This window comes from Paenibacillus glycanilyticus (assembly GCF_030161375.1).
GTDB classification, from domain to species: Bacteria; Bacillota; Bacilli; order Paenibacillales; family Paenibacillaceae; genus Pristimantibacillus; species Pristimantibacillus glycanilyticus_B.
Genome location: NZ_BSSQ01000003.1, coordinates 158,745 through 173,787, shown reverse-complemented (window position 1 = coordinate 173,787; position 15,043 = coordinate 158,745). Strand labels below are relative to the sequence as shown.

12 protein-coding genes are annotated in these 15,043 nt (G+C 51.7%); 10 read left to right on the top strand and 2 right to left on the bottom strand.

Annotated features, from left to right (window positions below):
* Positions 1-152: 152 nt before the first annotated feature.
* From QQK89_RS04555 to QQK89_RS04515, 9 genes are all read left to right on the top strand, one after another.
* Complete coding sequence (locus tag QQK89_RS04555; protein ID WP_284237261.1) at positions 153-1,640, top strand: glycoside hydrolase family 43 protein; 1,488 nt, start codon at positions 153-155, stop codon at positions 1,638-1,640.
* Positions 1,641-1,875: 235 nt separating this feature from the next.
* Positions 1,876-3,741 (top strand): 3D-(3,5/4)-trihydroxycyclohexane-1,2-dione acylhydrolase (decyclizing), encoded by a 1,866-nt coding sequence (gene iolD, locus QQK89_RS04550; RefSeq protein ID WP_284237301.1) that lies wholly within the window; start codon positions 1,876-1,878, stop codon positions 3,739-3,741.
* 111 nt (positions 3,742-3,852) lie between these two features.
* Positions 3,853-4,785 (top strand): myo-inosose-2 dehydratase, encoded by a 933-nt coding sequence (gene iolE, locus QQK89_RS04545; protein WP_284237260.1) that lies wholly within the window; start codon positions 3,853-3,855, stop codon positions 4,783-4,785.
* Positions 4,778-5,797, top strand: coding sequence for a 5-dehydro-2-deoxygluconokinase (gene iolC / locus QQK89_RS04540; RefSeq protein ID WP_284237259.1), 1,020 nt, complete (start codon positions 4,778-4,780; stop codon positions 5,795-5,797). The genes iolE and iolC overlap by 8 nt, the downstream gene beginning before the upstream one ends.
* Positions 5,798-5,831: 34 nt before the next feature.
* The gene (locus QQK89_RS04535; RefSeq protein WP_284237258.1) at positions 5,832-7,301 is read left to right on the top strand and encodes a CoA-acylating methylmalonate-semialdehyde dehydrogenase; all 1,470 of its coding nucleotides are present in this window, start codon (positions 5,832-5,834) and stop codon (positions 7,299-7,301) included.
* Between the two features lie 34 nt (positions 7,302-7,335).
* A complete protein-coding gene (iolG, locus tag QQK89_RS04530; RefSeq protein ID WP_284237257.1) occupies positions 7,336-8,349 on the top strand; it encodes an inositol 2-dehydrogenase in 1,014 nt (337 codons plus the stop codon).
* A 66-nt stretch (positions 8,350-8,415) separates the two neighbouring features.
* Positions 8,416-9,237: a 5-deoxy-glucuronate isomerase gene (gene iolB / locus QQK89_RS04525; protein ID WP_284237256.1), complete on the top strand. Its 822-nt coding sequence runs from the start codon at positions 8,416-8,418 to the stop codon at positions 9,235-9,237.
* Positions 9,238-9,302: 65 nt separating this feature from the next.
* On the top strand, positions 9,303-10,310 hold the full coding sequence (locus tag QQK89_RS04520) for a LacI family DNA-binding transcriptional regulator (RefSeq protein ID WP_434481624.1): 1,008 nt from the start codon (positions 9,303-9,305) through the stop codon (positions 10,308-10,310).
* Positions 10,311-10,427: 117 nt separating this feature from the next.
* Positions 10,428-10,919, top strand: a complete 492-nt coding sequence (locus tag QQK89_RS04515; RefSeq protein ID WP_284237255.1) for a VanZ family protein — start codon at positions 10,428-10,430, stop codon at positions 10,917-10,919.
* Positions 10,920-10,939: 20 nt separating this feature from the next.
* Here QQK89_RS04515 and QQK89_RS04510 read toward each other — a convergent pair whose 3' ends face one another.
* Both QQK89_RS04510 and QQK89_RS04505 read right to left on the bottom strand, forming a co-directional pair.
* Complete coding sequence (locus tag QQK89_RS04510) at positions 10,940-13,819, bottom strand: S-layer homology domain-containing protein (protein WP_284237254.1); 2,880 nt, start codon at positions 13,817-13,819, stop codon at positions 10,940-10,942.
* A gap of 106 nt (positions 13,820-13,925) precedes the next feature.
* Positions 13,926-14,300 carry a hypothetical protein gene (locus QQK89_RS04505; RefSeq protein WP_284237253.1) on the bottom strand — a complete coding sequence of 125 codons (375 nt, stop codon included), beginning with the start codon at positions 14,298-14,300 and terminating at the stop codon, positions 13,926-13,928.
* A gap of 368 nt (positions 14,301-14,668) precedes the next feature.
* On the opposite strand from QQK89_RS04505, the gene isdG reads away from it, so the two are divergent.
* Entirely contained in the window at positions 14,669-15,001 is a 333-nt protein-coding gene (gene isdG, locus QQK89_RS04500; protein ID WP_284237252.1) for a heme oxygenase, read from the top strand.
* The last annotated feature ends 42 nt before the right edge of the window (positions 15,002-15,043 follow it).

Sequence of the window (15,043 nt, the reverse complement as noted above, 5' to 3'; positions counted from 1 at the left end):
GACAATTAATAGCCTCGAAAGGCGGAATGCCTATCAATCAATCAAATAATGATATGAATTTACGCCTAATTTATAGGGTTCATCGCCTTGCGGATATGGTAGATAATGAAGGCGGATACAGCACCATGCCCATTAACTATTGAGGTGAGACGATGAAATACAATAACCCGGTTATAAAAGGTTTTTATCCCGATCCAAGCGTCTGCAAGGTTAACGATACGTATTATTTGGTTTGCAGCTCGATGCAGTATTTTCCCGGCGTGCCGCTGTTTGAGAGCAAAGATCTGATTAACTGGACGCAAATCGGCCACTGTTTGACCAGGCCAAGCCAGATACAGCTTGATAAAGTAAACAGCTCGGGAGGGGTATTCGCCCCTACGATCCGTTATCATAACGGACGTTTCTATATGACAACGACCAATGATACTTCGCGGGAAAACTTCTATGTATGGACGGACGATATTTACGGCGAATGGTCGGAACCGGTATCGGTCGATCAGGGCGGAATCGATCCTGATTTGTATTTCGAGGGCGACAGCGTCTATTTCATGAGCAACGGAATGGACGACGAAGGAATCGCCGGAATCGTTCAATGCCGGATCGACATTGAGACCGGACGCAAGTTGACCCCAAGCCGGTCGATCTGGCAAGGTACGGGCGGACGTTATCTAGAGGCTCCTCATCTGTATAAAATAAACGGCTGGTATTATCTGCTGGCCGCTGAAGGTGGTACGGAATTTGGCCATATGGCTACTTATGCCCGCGGCCTTGCCCCAACCGGACCATTCGAGCCTTATCCCCATAACCCGGTATTGACTAACCGCAACTTAGGCGGCTATGAGGTGCAAGCTGTAGGGCATGGCGATCTTGTCGAAGACGAAGCCGGCAATTGGTGGATGCTTCATCTGGGCTTCCGCCAAATCGGCCAATGGATCCCTTACCATCATCTCGGTCGCGAAGTATTTCTGACCCCGGTGACTTTCGGGGAGGATGGCTGGTTTACGGCAGGACATGAGGGGACAACCTTAACGTCCTTTGAGACGGACCTTATTCCTGAAGAAATCGTTCAGCAGGAGAAGAAAGTCTATACGTTTGCCAATACCGATTGGGAGAAGGAATGGTGTTATCTCCGGCATCCGAATCCGGATCATTATGCACTAGAAGAGGACAAGCTGACGCTTAAAGGAACGGCAATTTCGCTTGATCAGGCGGATTCGCCGACTTTTATCGGTTTGCGCCAGAAGGATTTTAACGCCGTTATCACTTGCGATGTATCTCTATCGGCAGGGGAGGCGGGGATCACGATCTATATGGACGAGAACCATCATTATGATTTTGCCATTCGCAATTGTACGGAAGGCTATGAAGTTGTGCAGCGTCTGAATGTCGGGGATCTAAAGTCCGTCGTAGGCAATGTGAAAGTGAGCAGCGATAAGGCAACTTTAGTGATTCAGGCTAGCAATACCGGCTACCGCTTCCTTCTTGGCATAGACGGCGAGGAAATCGAGCTTGGTACGGCGCAGACGAAGTATCTCTCTTCCGAGGTTGCGGGAGGATTCACGGGAGTTGTCATCGGATTGTATGCTTACGGTGAGAATGCTTTGGCCCAGTTTACGAATTTTACTTGCGTTTATCTATGATTCTTTCATACGCAAATTTAAAAACACGCCTGATGCAGGCGTGTTTTTAAATAACGGTTTCGCTTGACGATAGCAAGAAATCTTATCAGATAAAAAAATAACTTCAGATGCAAAAGGAAGTTTGCGTCTGCCGTAGAATATAATCCTTGTAGAATCATAAACTCGTAGCAGAGTCATTTTTTTTGAGAGGTTAAGCGCTTAACTTGATTTTTATCTCCTAGAAAGGCGGTAGATGATGAATACGATCAAATTGTCGATGGCTCAGGCGCTGCTTCGGTTTCTGGATAACCAATACGTATCGGTTGACGGAACGGAGACCAAATTCGTAAAGGGCGTTATGGGCATTTTCGGTCACGGTAATGTAACGGGATTAGGCGAGGCACTGGAGCGCAGCCCCGGAAGTTTGACCTTTATTCAGGGTAAAAACGAACAAGGCATGGCGCATGCGGCGACGGCGTTTGCCAAGCAGAGCGGAAGGAAGCAGATCTTCGCCTGCACTTCCTCGATTGGCCCCGGCGCGCTTAACATGGTGACGGCAGCCGGTACCGCAACGGTGAACCGGATTCCTCTGCTGTTGCTTCCCGGCGATAACTTCGCTTGCCGGCAACCCGACCCGGTTCTGCAGCAGTTGGAGAACCCGGGGGATTACACAATGTCCGCGGTAGATGCCTTTAAGCCTGTAAGCCGGTATTGGGACCGGATTGTCCGTCCGGAGCAACTGATGACGGCTGCGCTGTCGGCGATGCGTGTTCTGACCGACCCTGCCGAGACCGGGACTGTTACGCTTGCGCTGCCGCAAGACGTGCAGGCGGAAACCTATGACTATCCGGAAGCTTTTTTCGCGAAGAGAGTACATGTGATCGAACGCCGTCCTGCCGCAACGGATGCGATTCGGTCTGCGGTTAATCTTCTAGCCGGCAAACGGAAGCCGCTCATTATCGCCGGCGGAGGCGTTCATTACAGCGGAGCCGCTGAGGAACTTATGGCTTTTGCGACGGCTTTTGGCATCCCGGTAGCCGAGACGCAAGCTGGCAAGAGCGTCATGCCGTGGAATCATCCTCTGAATATGGGCGGAGTTGGCGTAACGGGGACGCTTGCGGCTAACCGGCTGGCGAAGGAAGCCGATGTGGTGATCGGGATCGGCACGCGATATTCGGATTTTACCACCTCCTCCAAGTCTGCATTTGTTAACGAGAATGTTGAGTTTATTAATATCAACGTCAGCAGGTTTGATGCCGTGAAGCAAGGCGGCATCGCGGTGACGGCTGACGCGGTTGAGGCCCTTCAAGCTCTTCGGAAAGCTCTGAATGAGGCAGGATATGTAAGCGGTTACGATCGAGGCATGCTAGCTGAGTGGAAGGCGGAGTGGGATCGCGAAGTGAACCTGCTGTATGCCGCGGAACATGAAGCGGGATTGTCCCAGACGCGGGCGCTTGGCGTTATTAACGAAACGCTGCGGCCTTCGGATGTCATCGTAGCGGCGGCGGGAAGCCTTCCCGGCGACCTCCACCGATTGTGGCGTCCGGTTGAGCCGGGGACGTACCATATGGAATACGGATTCTCCTGCATGGGTTATGAAGTGAGCGGCGCTTTTGGCGCGGCGCTGGCGGAGCCAGGCAGAGAGGTGTACGCGGTAGTAGGAGACGGCAGTTATTTGATGCTGCACTCCGAGCTCGTAACCAGCCTTCAAGAGGGCGTGAAAATGACGGTATTGCTCTTTGACAACAGCGGATTCCAATGTATTCATAACCTGCAACGGGGACATGGCAGCGACGGATTCGGCAACGAATTCCGATACCGCAATCCGCAGGACGGCAGTCTAAGCGGCAGTTATATGCCGATTGATTTTGCCGCGCACGCTCGCAGTTTAGGAGCTCGAACCTACACGGTGCATACGTCGGAACAGCTTCGCGAAGCGATTCTTCTCGCGCGCGAGGAGACCGTTTCGACCTTAATAGAGATGAAAGTGCTGCCTGGAACAAATACCTCCGGGTATGAATCCTGGTGGCGCGTGGATGTGCCTGCCGTATCGGTAAGCCCGAAGGTTGAAGCGGCTCATCGCGAGATGGCGAAGGAAACGGACAAGGCGAGAAAGCTGTAGGTTTTTAACCATTATGAGCATTTAAGAGGCTTATGCTTTCGAAGTATGAATCATCACGATGACTTCTTAAAAGGTCATTTGGTGATCATTCATTTTAGGAGGGAATTTAAAATGCCTGTCAACAGACCTTTTTCAGTTGGGATCCATCCTATTAACTGGGTAGGAGAGGATGTCCGCGAGCATGGGGCGGATACCGCCTATGAGACGATACTGGACGATATTCATAGATTAGGACTAACCGGGACGGAGATGGGCCGCAAATACCCGCAGGACCTTGAGGTGCTGAAGCAGGAGCTATCGTCCCGCGGCATTCAGCTTGTGTCCCAGTGGAAATCCGTGCTGCTGTCCGATCCCGCCTACCGAGAGCAAGAGCTTGCCGCCTACCGGGCGCATTGCGAGTTTTTGAGCGGGATGGGCAGCACCGTGATCAGCACCGCTGAGGTCGGAGGGTCGCTTCACTTTGATCCGCGGCGCACGCCAAACGAGAAGGAAGTGCTTCGCCTGGATGAAGAGGGTTGGCGCAGCTTGGCGGAAGGCTTAAACGCTGCGGGAAGCATTGCCCGGGAATATGGCATGAGACTGACCTATCATCATCACGGCGGGACGGTTGTGGAATCTCCCGAGGAAATCGACCTTCTGATGGAGTTGACCGATCCTTCGCTTGTTTGGCTATTATATGACACGGGGCATGCGTATTATGGCGGCGCGGATCCGCTTGAAGTGCTCCGTAAGCATTACGACCGGATCGCTTATATTCATCTGAAGGATATAAGGCCGGCCGTTCTGGACGAAGCGCGTGCGGAAGCAGCCGATTTTGTTACTTGCATCCGCAAAGGCGTCTTTACGGTTCCCGGCGACGGTTGCATAGATTTTCAGCCTATTGTTTCGGAGCTAGTGGAAAGAGGATATGACGGATGGGCGATGCTCGAAGGGGAGCAGGATCCGGCGGAGCACCCGCCATACGAATATGCTCTACATGCCCTTCAACATATTGATGCTCTTATCGAGCGAGCAGAACGGAAAGGAGCAAACGTACATGAGTAATGCCGCAAGATTTGATGCCGCGAAAACGTTGGATTTTGTTGCTGTAGGGCGACTGTGCATCGATTTGAACGCTAATGAAATTAACCGGCCGATGGAGGAGACCGTTACGTTCACCAAATATGTCGGCGGTTCGCCTGCCAATATTTGTATCGGAATGTCCAGGCTTGGCCTCAAAACAGCCTTTATCGGCAAGGTTGCGAATGACCAGATGGGACGGTTCATTACCGGTTATCTGAACAAGGAGGGCATCGATGCCTCGGGCGTGACGGTCGATCAGTCCGGGGCGGTTACGGGACTTGCTTTTACCGAGATTAAGAGCCCAACGGATTGCAGCATTCTCATGTACAGGGATAACGTAGCCGATCTGCTTCTTGAAGCGGGGGAAGTACGGGAAGAACTTATTGCGGCAACCAAGCTCCTCCTCATCTCCGGTACGGCGCTGGCCCAAAGCCCTTCCCGCGAAGCGGTGTTCCAAGCGCTTGATTACGCCAAGAAACATGGGGCAGTTATCGCGTTTGACCTCGATTATCGTCCTTATACCTGGACTTCGGACGAAGAAACGGCTGTCTATTATAATCTTGCCGCGGAGAAATGCGACATCATCATCGGCACAAGGGAAGAGTTCGATATGATGGAACGTCTTGGGAATAACCCGGGGCGGGACGATCATATAACGGCGGCAAAATGGTTCGATCATTCGGCTGACATTGTGATCATTAAACACGGCAAGGACGGTTCCATCGCTTATACGAAGGATGGTGCCTCTCACCGGGCAAGAAGCTTCCCCGCCAAAGTGGTGAAAACGTTTGGGGCGGGAGATTCTTACGCAGCAGGCTTTCTATACGGCCTTATGCAGGGGTGGGAGATTAGCGCCAGCATGGAGTTTGGCAGCGCGGCTGCCTGCATCGTCATCTCCAGTCACAGCTGTTCGGATGCGATGCCCAAAGCACCGCAGGTTCATGAATATATTGAGCGTTGTCTCGCGGGCGAGATTACGGCGGCAAGCAATTAATTCCATACAGGAATGGGAAAGCGGGGAACAAGCAATGTCTCATGCCAATACAGGCACAAGCGTCCAAATATTAAATAACCTGATCGGCGGCCAGTGGGTGCCTTCCAGATCGGGCAGAACGGAACCGGTCTACAATCCGGCTACGGAGGAGATTCTTGCTTACGTGCCGATTTCGTCGGGCGAAGAGCTGGATGAAGCCGTTGCCGCTGCCAAAGAGGCATTTCGCGCGTGGAGCCGTACGCCTGTGCCGCGCCGCGCACGCGTATTATTCAAATACCAGCAGCTGCTTGTGGAACATTGGGAAGAGCTGGCACGCCTCATTACCGCCGAGAACGGAAAAAGCTACACCGAAGCTTATGGCGAAGTTCAACGCGGGATAGAGTGCGTCGAGTTCGCGGCAGGAGCGCCTACCTTGATGATGGGCAAGCAGCTGCCGGATATTGCGTCGAATCTGGAATCGGGCATGTACCGTTACCCGATTGGAGTCGTTGGCGGCATTACGCCGTTTAACTTCCCGATGATGGTGCCTTGCTGGATGTTCCCGCTTGCGATCGCTTGCGGCAATGCTTTCGTATTGAAACCTTCAGAGCGGACGCCGCTACTTGCAGCCCGACTTGCCGAACTCTTTGCGGAAGCGGGTCTGCCTGCCGGCGTGTTAAGCATTGTCCATGGGGCGCATGATGTCGTTAACGGCTTGCTCTCGAATAAGGACGTAGCCGGTATTTCCTTTGTTGGTTCGCAGCCGGTTGCCGAATACGTGTACAAGACAGGCACGGCAAACGGCAAACGGGTACAAGCGCTGGCCGGCGCGAAAAACCATTCCATCGTGATGCCGGATTGCGATCTTGACGCATCCGTGCAACAAATCGTCAGCGCGGCGTTTGGTTCCGCGGGCGAGCGCTGCATGGCATGCGCGGTAGTCATTGCCGTTGGCGATGTAGCCGAACCGCTCCTGCAAAAACTTCAGCTGGCAGCCGATGCGATAACGATTGGAAACGGATTAGATGACGGCGTATTCCTCGGACCCGTGATTCGCGATTCGCATAAGCAGCGGACGCTTGGTTACATTGAATCGGGCGAGCAGGAAGGCGCAACCTTGCTGCGCGACGGCCGCAAGGATACCGCTTCGAGCGGTGATGGCTATTTCGTTGGACCAACCATCTTCGATCATGTCAACTGCGAGATGAAGATTTGGAAAGATGAGATCTTTGCGCCGGTACTGTCGGTTATGCGCGCGGCCACGCTTGATGAAGCGATCGAGATTGCCAATCGTTCCTCGTTTGCAAACGGCGCTTGCCTCTTCACGCAAGACGGCAGCCATGTCCGTCAATTCCGCGAGACGATTGATGCCGGCATGCTTGGCATTAACCTTGGAGTACCGGCGCCGATGGCTTTCTTCCCGTTCTCGGGCTGGAAGGAATCGTTCTACGGCGATCTTCATGCCAACGGAACGGACGGCGTCGAGTTCTATACGCGTAAAAAAATGGTGACGGCCCGTTGGTAAGCGGGCTTACCTCAAGGGAGCTGGAGGAGCGCAGATGAACAAGGTTAGAGTGGGGATTATTGGCGCGGGGCGGATTGGCAAGATTCATGCGGATAACCTGCTCCGCATGGGAGAAGCGGAAGTTGTCGCGATCAGCGATTTGTGCGTGAGCGATGAGCTGATGGCATGGGCAAGTGCCCGAGGAATCGGCATGGTTACTTCGGACAGTTCGGAAGTGATCGCACATCCGGATGTTGACGCGATTTATATTTGCTCATCGACGGATACGCATGTTCCGCTCATTATTCAGTCGGCGGAAGCCGGCAAGCATGTGTTCTGCGAGAAGCCAGTCAGCATGGACGTGAACCGGACGAGAGAAGCGCTTGAAGCCGTGAAGAAAGCGGGCGTCAAGTTGCAGATTGGCTTCAACCGGCGGTTTGACCATAACTTCAAACGGTTGCGGCAGCTTGTTGCCGAAGATCGGATCGGGATGCCGCATCTGGTCAAAATTACGTCGCGGGATCCGAATCCGCCCAGCCCGGCGTACATTCAAGTGTCCGGCGGGATCTTTATGGACATGGCGATCCACGACTTTGACATGGCCCGCTACCTGTCGGGCAGCGAGGTAGACACGGTATTTGCCCAAGGAGCCGTACTGGTTGATCCGGTTATCGGCGAACTTGGCGATTATGATACGGCTGTTATTACGCTGACTTTTGACAACGGTGCCCTCGCGGTCATCGACAACAGCCGCCGTGCCGTATACGGCTATGATCAACGAGTCGAAGTGTTTGGCTCCCGCGGCGCGGTTTCAGCGGAGAACGATTATCCGAATACAGTGACTTTAAGCGATGAGACAGGTGTCGTCCGCGACAAGCCGCTGCATTTTTTCCTGGAGCGTTATAACGAGGCTTATATGGAAGAAACGAAGATGTTCATTGACAGCGTGCTCCATAACCGTCCGCTCCCCGTAGAAGGTTACGATGGGCTGCAAGCCGAACTTATTGCGCTGGCTGCGAAGCAGTCCGCTAAATTAGGCAGACCGATCAGGCTGAGCGAGCTGACATAACACAATAATGCTTACGAAGTAAGTTTTTCATTGGAAGAACTTCACTTCAGATTTAGGAGGAATGACATGAGAAACAAACTGATCGTAGAGCGCGAATCAGGCGCTGACGGTTCCGTCCTGTCGGTAACCCCGCAATCCGCTGGCTGGGAATACGTTGGGTTTGAAGTATTCAAGCTGACGCCGGGACAGTCGCTTAAGCGGGACACTGGTGATCAGGAAGCTTGTCTCGTGCTGCTTAGCGGCAAGGCAGACGTATCCACAAACACAAACAGTTGGAACGGGATTGGCCAAAGAATGAGCGTATTTGAAAAAATACCGCCGTATTCCGTTTATGTGCCAAGCAGCGACAATTGGAGCGTAACGGCGCTTACGGAGCTCGAGCTTGCCGTATGTCTTGCGCCGGGCAAAAGCGGGCGTGAAGCACGTTTGATTCCGCCGGAGAAAGTCGGAATCGAACATCGGGGCAGCGGCAATATGGCGCGGCTCGTTCAGAACATCTTGCCGGAGAGCGAGCCGGCGGACAGCCTGCTCGTCGTTGAAGTATTTACGCCTGGCGGACATTGGTCGAGTTACCCGCCGCATAAGCATGACCGCAACTTCCTCCCGGAGGAATCGCTGCTCGAGGAGACGTATTATTATCATACGAATCCTGCCCAAGGTTTTGCGGTTCAACGGGTCTATACGGATGACCGCTCGCTGGACGAGACATTGGCCGTCGGAGACGGGGAAGCGGTGCTTGTACCAAGAGGTTACCATCCCGTATCGGCACCTCCAGGTTATGAAGTCTACTATTTAAACGTCATGGCCGGCCCGGTCCGAACGTGGAAGTTTTATAATGATCCGGCGCATGCTTGGCTGATGCCCGTTCCGGCTCCGGACAGATCATGATTGAAAGCGTTCCCCTTTACGCGCATAATGAATGTAAATAAGTTACGTGCGAATGGAGACCGTTAATGATGAAAGCAACCATATATGATGTAGCAAAGGCAGCAGGCGTATCCATAGCAACCGTGTCTCTTGTCATAAACGGCAAGGGGAAAATCAGCGAGGAACGCCGGAACGAAATCAAACAGATCATGATGCAGATGGGCTATAAACCAAGCATGATCGCTTCGGCATTAACCGGTAAAAAAACGTACGCGCTGGGACTGTTGGTTCCGGACATCTCCAATCCTTTTTTTGCGGAGATCGCAAGGGCTGTAGAAGACGAAGGCCAACGCCATGGATACAGCGTCTTTATATGCAGCACGGATAACAAAGACGAGAAGGTCGAACGGTATGCCGAGCTGCTGCAGCAAAAAAACGTGGACGGCGTTATTATTGGAACCGGTCTGAAGGATTTGTCCGTGCTGGATCCGTTGCTGAAGGCTAATATTCCGGTTACGCTGCTAGCCAGGGAGCTTCCGTCCGTCGAAGTTCCGTCCGTTGTGGTTGATGATTACAAGGGAGGTTCCGCAGCCGCCGAGCATCTGATCATGCTTGGGCATCGGAATCTTGCCGTATTGGCGGAGCAGGATTCGATCAGCAGCAGCAGGGAGCGGGTCCGGGGGTTCCGGGCAACGGCCGAGCAGGCCGGTCTTCCTCTTGATCCGGCGTTTGTGCTCAGCACAAGCATCAAAGAAGCCAAAGCGAAAGCGAGCGAGCTGTTTCAAAGCGGGAATCGGCCGACAGCTATTTTTTGCTGCAATGACCTTCTTGCCATCGGAGCTCTCCAAGCGGCTAAGGAGCTGGGGGTACGGATACCGGAGGAATGCTCTATCGTTGGATTTGACGATACGGTTCTTGCTTCCGTCACGGATCCGCCGCTTACGACGATTGCCCAGCCGATCGAGCAGCTCGGTCAAACCGCCTTGCAGCTGCTAGTCCGCCAGATCGGCAAGCCCGGCGAATCGCCTGAACGCGTCGTGCTGCCACCGTCGCTTACGATTCGGAAGTCTACGGCCATGCGCGCGAGCATTTAGTTTTCTTTTTAAGAAAAACTTTAGATTTACCCTGCTTAATTCTTAAGCAATGTCTCTTATTCTTAATAAGAACATTGGATCCTTCCCGTTGGATCGTTAGGAAAGCAGGGATAACACATGATGAAATACACACGAGGAACGATAAGCTCCGTTTTCTTTCTGTTCTATCTGTACGTTTTGCTCAAAGTGATTTTGTTTAAGTTCGGCTCGGTTAACCTCGAGTTCTTATGGCATCAGCTCCACTGGTCGCTGAATAATCCCGAATATATGGATTACGGGTTGCAGAGGGCTAATTTTACTCCTTTCAAGACGATTGAAGGGAATATAGCAGGGTTGTCCGATACCCATGAACAGGTTAATTTTATAGGGAATATTGCGATCTTTATCCCGTGCGGGGTTTTTATCCGATTATGGGCTAACCGCACATGGGGATCTTTCCTTGGGGCAGCGTCCCTATCTTTTGGCTTAAGCTTTGCGCTGGAATGCTCGCAGCTTGTTTTCTCGATGGGAAGTTTTGACGTCGACGATTTGATTCTGAATGGTTTAGGCGGCTTGCTGGGCTGGGTATTACTGGCTCCGCGCAAGGGAAAAGCCTTCGCACAAGTTTAACTTGCGCGAAGGCTCTTTATTTATTTCTTCTCGAAAAATGCCAGAAGCCGCATGATCATCGTAATGGCCTCGGCGCGTGTTGCCGTCTCGTTAGGGGCAAAACGGTTATCCTTGCCTTGAATCAGCCCGGCATCTACGGCAGCCGCGACTTCTTTGCTAGCCCAGGCAGGAATAGCTGCCGAGTCGGTGAAGTTTGCGCTACTTGCGCCATCCAGCTTTAAGCTGGCCGCTCTTGCGATAATAACGGCAAGCTGGGCACGGGAAAGCTGGTCGGACACACGGAAGGTGTCGTCGGCGAAGCCTTGCATGAGACCGGCGGCAATCGCGCGCGCAATATGATCCTTCGCCCAGCCTGGGATCGAGCCTGCGTCTTGGAAGACCATACCCGAATCTTCGCCCTCCAGCATAAGCGCGCGGCTGATCATCACGGCAAACTCACCGCGGGATACTGTATTCTCCGGACGGAAACTTCCGTCGGTGAAGCCGTTAACGATGCCAAGCTTCACGGCAGCTTCAATATTGGCTTTAGCCCAATGTTTGTTAATGTCCGAGAATTGAACCGTTGTTGCTGGTTCTTCGGATCCCTCGCCTTCTCCTTCGGCTTCTTCCTCTTTGCCCGGTACCTCTAAGCCAGGAGGGGGACCAACGTTGCCGCTGCCGCCCGGAACAGACGGATTCTCGCCTGCATACACGGCGGAGCTTTCACTAAATAGGAACTGAACATCATAGTTATGCACGTAATTGATTTCCGGCCAATTGACGTCTACCCAGCCGTTAATTTTGGAGGATAAACTCGGCAGCTGGAAGGTCGCAACGCGGGTGTTGTTTGCCGTGTTTGCCGAGGAGACGGAGCCGCTGCTGCCGTTCAGCGTCAAACCCGTAATTTCCTTGCTTTGTTTAAGCGTGAAGGATACGGATTTCGCGCCGCCGCTTACGTTCACAAGCGCTCTTGTATTGACATACCTGCTCATGATGGAATCTTCATCGGTTCCATCCTTGAGAATCCGGAAGTTCATATAATAATTGCCGTCTTCCGGGTATTTAGGGGTCTGGCCGACAGGCGGCGTTCCCGGATCCGTAGGGCTAGTAATGGCTGCTGCTTTGAAGGTATCAAGCGCGGTCTGCAGATCTGTTGTAGCGGTCAAAATTTTAGGTCTTGGAGCAGCCAAATATCCGCCGCTAGTTGTAGCTGAATCGATTGCGGTCTGCAAGGTCGCTTTGGATCCGGTTGGATATTGTCCAACCCCGGTACCTTCAACAGCTTTATCATGAAGCTGCTGCGCTTGGTCGATAAAAGAAAGCAGTTCTTTATGCTGAGCAGCATTAAAACTGATGAAGACCGTTTTTGTTACGCCGGCTATTTCGGTCACTTTGTTATCCGCATAAGTCATCGGATATCTGATTCGTACAAAACCTTGCCACAACGAGTCGGGCTGAGCGGCGCTTCTTACATAAGACTGGAACACTTTTTCCGTTGCCGTACTGCTTAATGTTACCGGTTTTCCTGGATTAGCGGAATTGGCTGGACCGAATAGGCCATCCGTTGATCTAGGGGAAGATTGAGCAATCGATTTGCCGGTGTAGTCGATGGAGTCATTAGGATCGTCGTGAATCGTAATGTTCGCAAAGGTTCCCAAGTACCCTTCCTGCTGCAGAAGCTCGGCCGTGTCTGCAAAATCGCCAGCATATTGAGACAGAATATTGGTTCCTTCCGCGATGGAATCCAATACATAGATTTCAGCTTCGGATTTCTTCGAATACCTCTGCTTCTCGATGTCTTCCCAGTTATACTTCGCGAGCTTCTCATAGACCATCGTATTGACCTGAGTTTGCGTGGCTGCGGCATCCTGGAACAACGTCTCGGCAGCTGCCAGTTCTCTGCGCACCTTCGCGGTAAGACCAAGCGGTACGCCATATGAGATCTCTTCATAGGCAGGGAATTCGGAAGGGTATTCTCCTTCGGAGTAAGCCGCTCCGAACCGCAAGGAAGATGCGATGCCGCTTTCCGCAAAGCCGGAATCCTTAGGATCTTTGGCCAGCCATGTTTTGGCTTCCAGAATCCATCGGGATAGCGCGGCTTTGTTCACGACAACAACGTTGTTCTTGAAATTTTTAACCGCCGTATCCAGCGTTTTGTAAGCAACTTCAAGATAATCATCGTCTGCGGCCAAAGCGTTTGCCAGAGTAAGCTTAGCTTGCAGTTCTGCTATGGATCCCGTTTTGTATTGGCCATCTGCTTCGCCTTCTACCGCGCTTCCAAGCAGCAGATTTGCGGCTGATACTAGAGAATTAAACGTATCTCGGGTAATAACGCCATTCCCGCCGTCGCCATCGCCACCGCCTGGAAGAGGGGATAGGTCGATTCCGTCTAGTTGAAGCTGCAATTGCGCGTTATACCAATGGTTGTAATAATTTGCGCCGAAAATATTTTCTTTGTCGTTAATATGCATCACAATATCCTGTAGGGAATAAACGTCCTCGATTTCTAATCGAATAACGACATTGTCATTGTTGGGTGAAGCAGCGTCTCCTGAAACAGCCGGTGTATAACCATCCAGTCCATTGACGCTTTCCACGCCGCCGGATGAAGTGATAACGGCTTTGGCCTTACCTGGGTTACGCGAGCCGAAATATTCAAATGTAGAGTAGTTTGCTTTTGTAACTTGATGCTCGAATACAGCTTTACCGTCTTTAATGATCAGTTTGCCGCTGTTCTTAACCATAAAAGTGTCAGCAGCCGAAGTTTCGGTCGAACCGTCTTTCAAATAACGAAAAGGAACATCAAACTCACCATCGCGAACGGATGACGAAGCTGCGGAGGCGGGGGGAATATGTAGAATGCCAAGGAATAAAGCGAATGCCATTACGATGGCTAATGACCTTCTAAACAATAATTTCACTTTGATTAACTCCCTTTGTACTTATATTTGACAAACGGGAAGCGTTGATTAGGAGAATCAACGCTTCCTTCTTTGCCTTGCTTACCGCCTGAATCTTAGGCTGCGATTACAGCCATTCAAGCTCCAAATTATACGAGGTGCTATGCGGCCCTGCTACGACATACAGCGTTAGGTCAACGTTTGCGGAGGTGTCGCCAGGGAAGGTAATGGTCGTCAGATTTGTTGTGGAGCTGTAAGTACCGTAGTAGCTAACGCCGCCTACATTAACTTGCGGGAAGTAGTTGCCTGTCAGCGTGATGGTCACGTTGCCGCCGTCCACTTCAGCCGGACCTGCAATATAAGAACTCGAATGAGCATGATAGCTGCCGTTGTAGTTGAACTGATAGTTTTGCGAAGATGCGAAGGCGGAAGCCGCCATTCCCATTAACAGGACTACTGCCATTAACGTCATTACCAGCGATCTTTTCATCATTTGTGCCATTTGTATAAACACTCCTCTATTTTTTAATGGATGATGGTTCGTTTCGTAGATCTATGCTGCTCGTCATTCTTACGCTCGCAGGCCTCCGCTCCTTTTCTAACAGGCATGGTTCATGAAACTGTCGACTGCTATATTCGGACAATGATTATCATTCTCAATGAGAAGTCAAAAAAAATATAGCGTTTCACTAACTCCATTGCCAAGATTTGACTACGCCCCGAATTCTAAACGCCGATTATGAACGGAGCATGAATTTTAGATTACAAGTTTGCGGGTTAAGCTTGGGAACAAAAATGTAATCTGGAATTCACGCTCTGTTCACAAAATGGAAGTAAAATCCACGTGAACAAGAAGGGGAGGGAACCGATATGGTGATCGTTACAAACGTATCGCAGATTACAAAAGGGAACGGAATAAAGCTGATAGAACGCTTCGACCGGGTCGGCAAGGTGGAAGGAATGGCCGGTTTTCTTGGTCTTGAGGTCATGCTCACCGAAAATACGAAAGAGTACGATGAGGTAACCGTGAGCACCAAATGGGAGAGTAAAGAGAACTTCCAAGCGTGGACGCGAAGTGAGGCTTTCCGCGAATCGCATTCGCACCGGGAGACGCCAGAGTATATTATTTCGAACAAAATCAATTTCTACGAAGTGAAGATCGTTCGTCATCCGCTGCCGGAAGCAGAAGTTCAAAACGCATAGCGATCCATTCTGGGGCTTTGAAGAGTCGGTTCCGACTCTCCA

Coding starts and splice junctions, on each gene's coding strand:
- QQK89_RS04555 (WP_284237261.1), top strand. CDS start 153: ATGAAATACAATAACCCGGTTATAAAAGGTTTTTATCCCGATCCAAGC.
- iolD (WP_284237301.1), top strand. CDS start 1,876: ATGAATACGATCAAATTGTCGATGGCTCAGGCGCTGCTTCGGTTTCTG.
- iolE (WP_284237260.1), top strand. CDS start 3,853: ATGCCTGTCAACAGACCTTTTTCAGTTGGGATCCATCCTATTAACTGG.
- iolC (WP_284237259.1), top strand. CDS start 4,778: ATGAGTAATGCCGCAAGATTTGATGCCGCGAAAACGTTGGATTTTGTT.
- QQK89_RS04535 (WP_284237258.1), top strand. CDS start 5,832: ATGTCTCATGCCAATACAGGCACAAGCGTCCAAATATTAAATAACCTG.
- iolG (WP_284237257.1), top strand. CDS start 7,336: ATGAACAAGGTTAGAGTGGGGATTATTGGCGCGGGGCGGATTGGCAAG.
- iolB (WP_284237256.1), top strand. CDS start 8,416: ATGAGAAACAAACTGATCGTAGAGCGCGAATCAGGCGCTGACGGTTCC.
- QQK89_RS04520 (WP_434481624.1), top strand. CDS start 9,303: ATGATGAAAGCAACCATATATGATGTAGCAAAGGCAGCAGGCGTATCC.
- QQK89_RS04515 (WP_284237255.1), top strand. CDS start 10,428: ATGATGAAATACACACGAGGAACGATAAGCTCCGTTTTCTTTCTGTTC.
- QQK89_RS04505 (WP_284237253.1), bottom strand. CDS start 14,300: ATGGCACAAATGATGAAAAGATCGCTGGTAATGACGTTAATGGCAGTA.
- isdG (WP_284237252.1), top strand. CDS start 14,669: ATGGTGATCGTTACAAACGTATCGCAGATTACAAAAGGGAACGGAATA.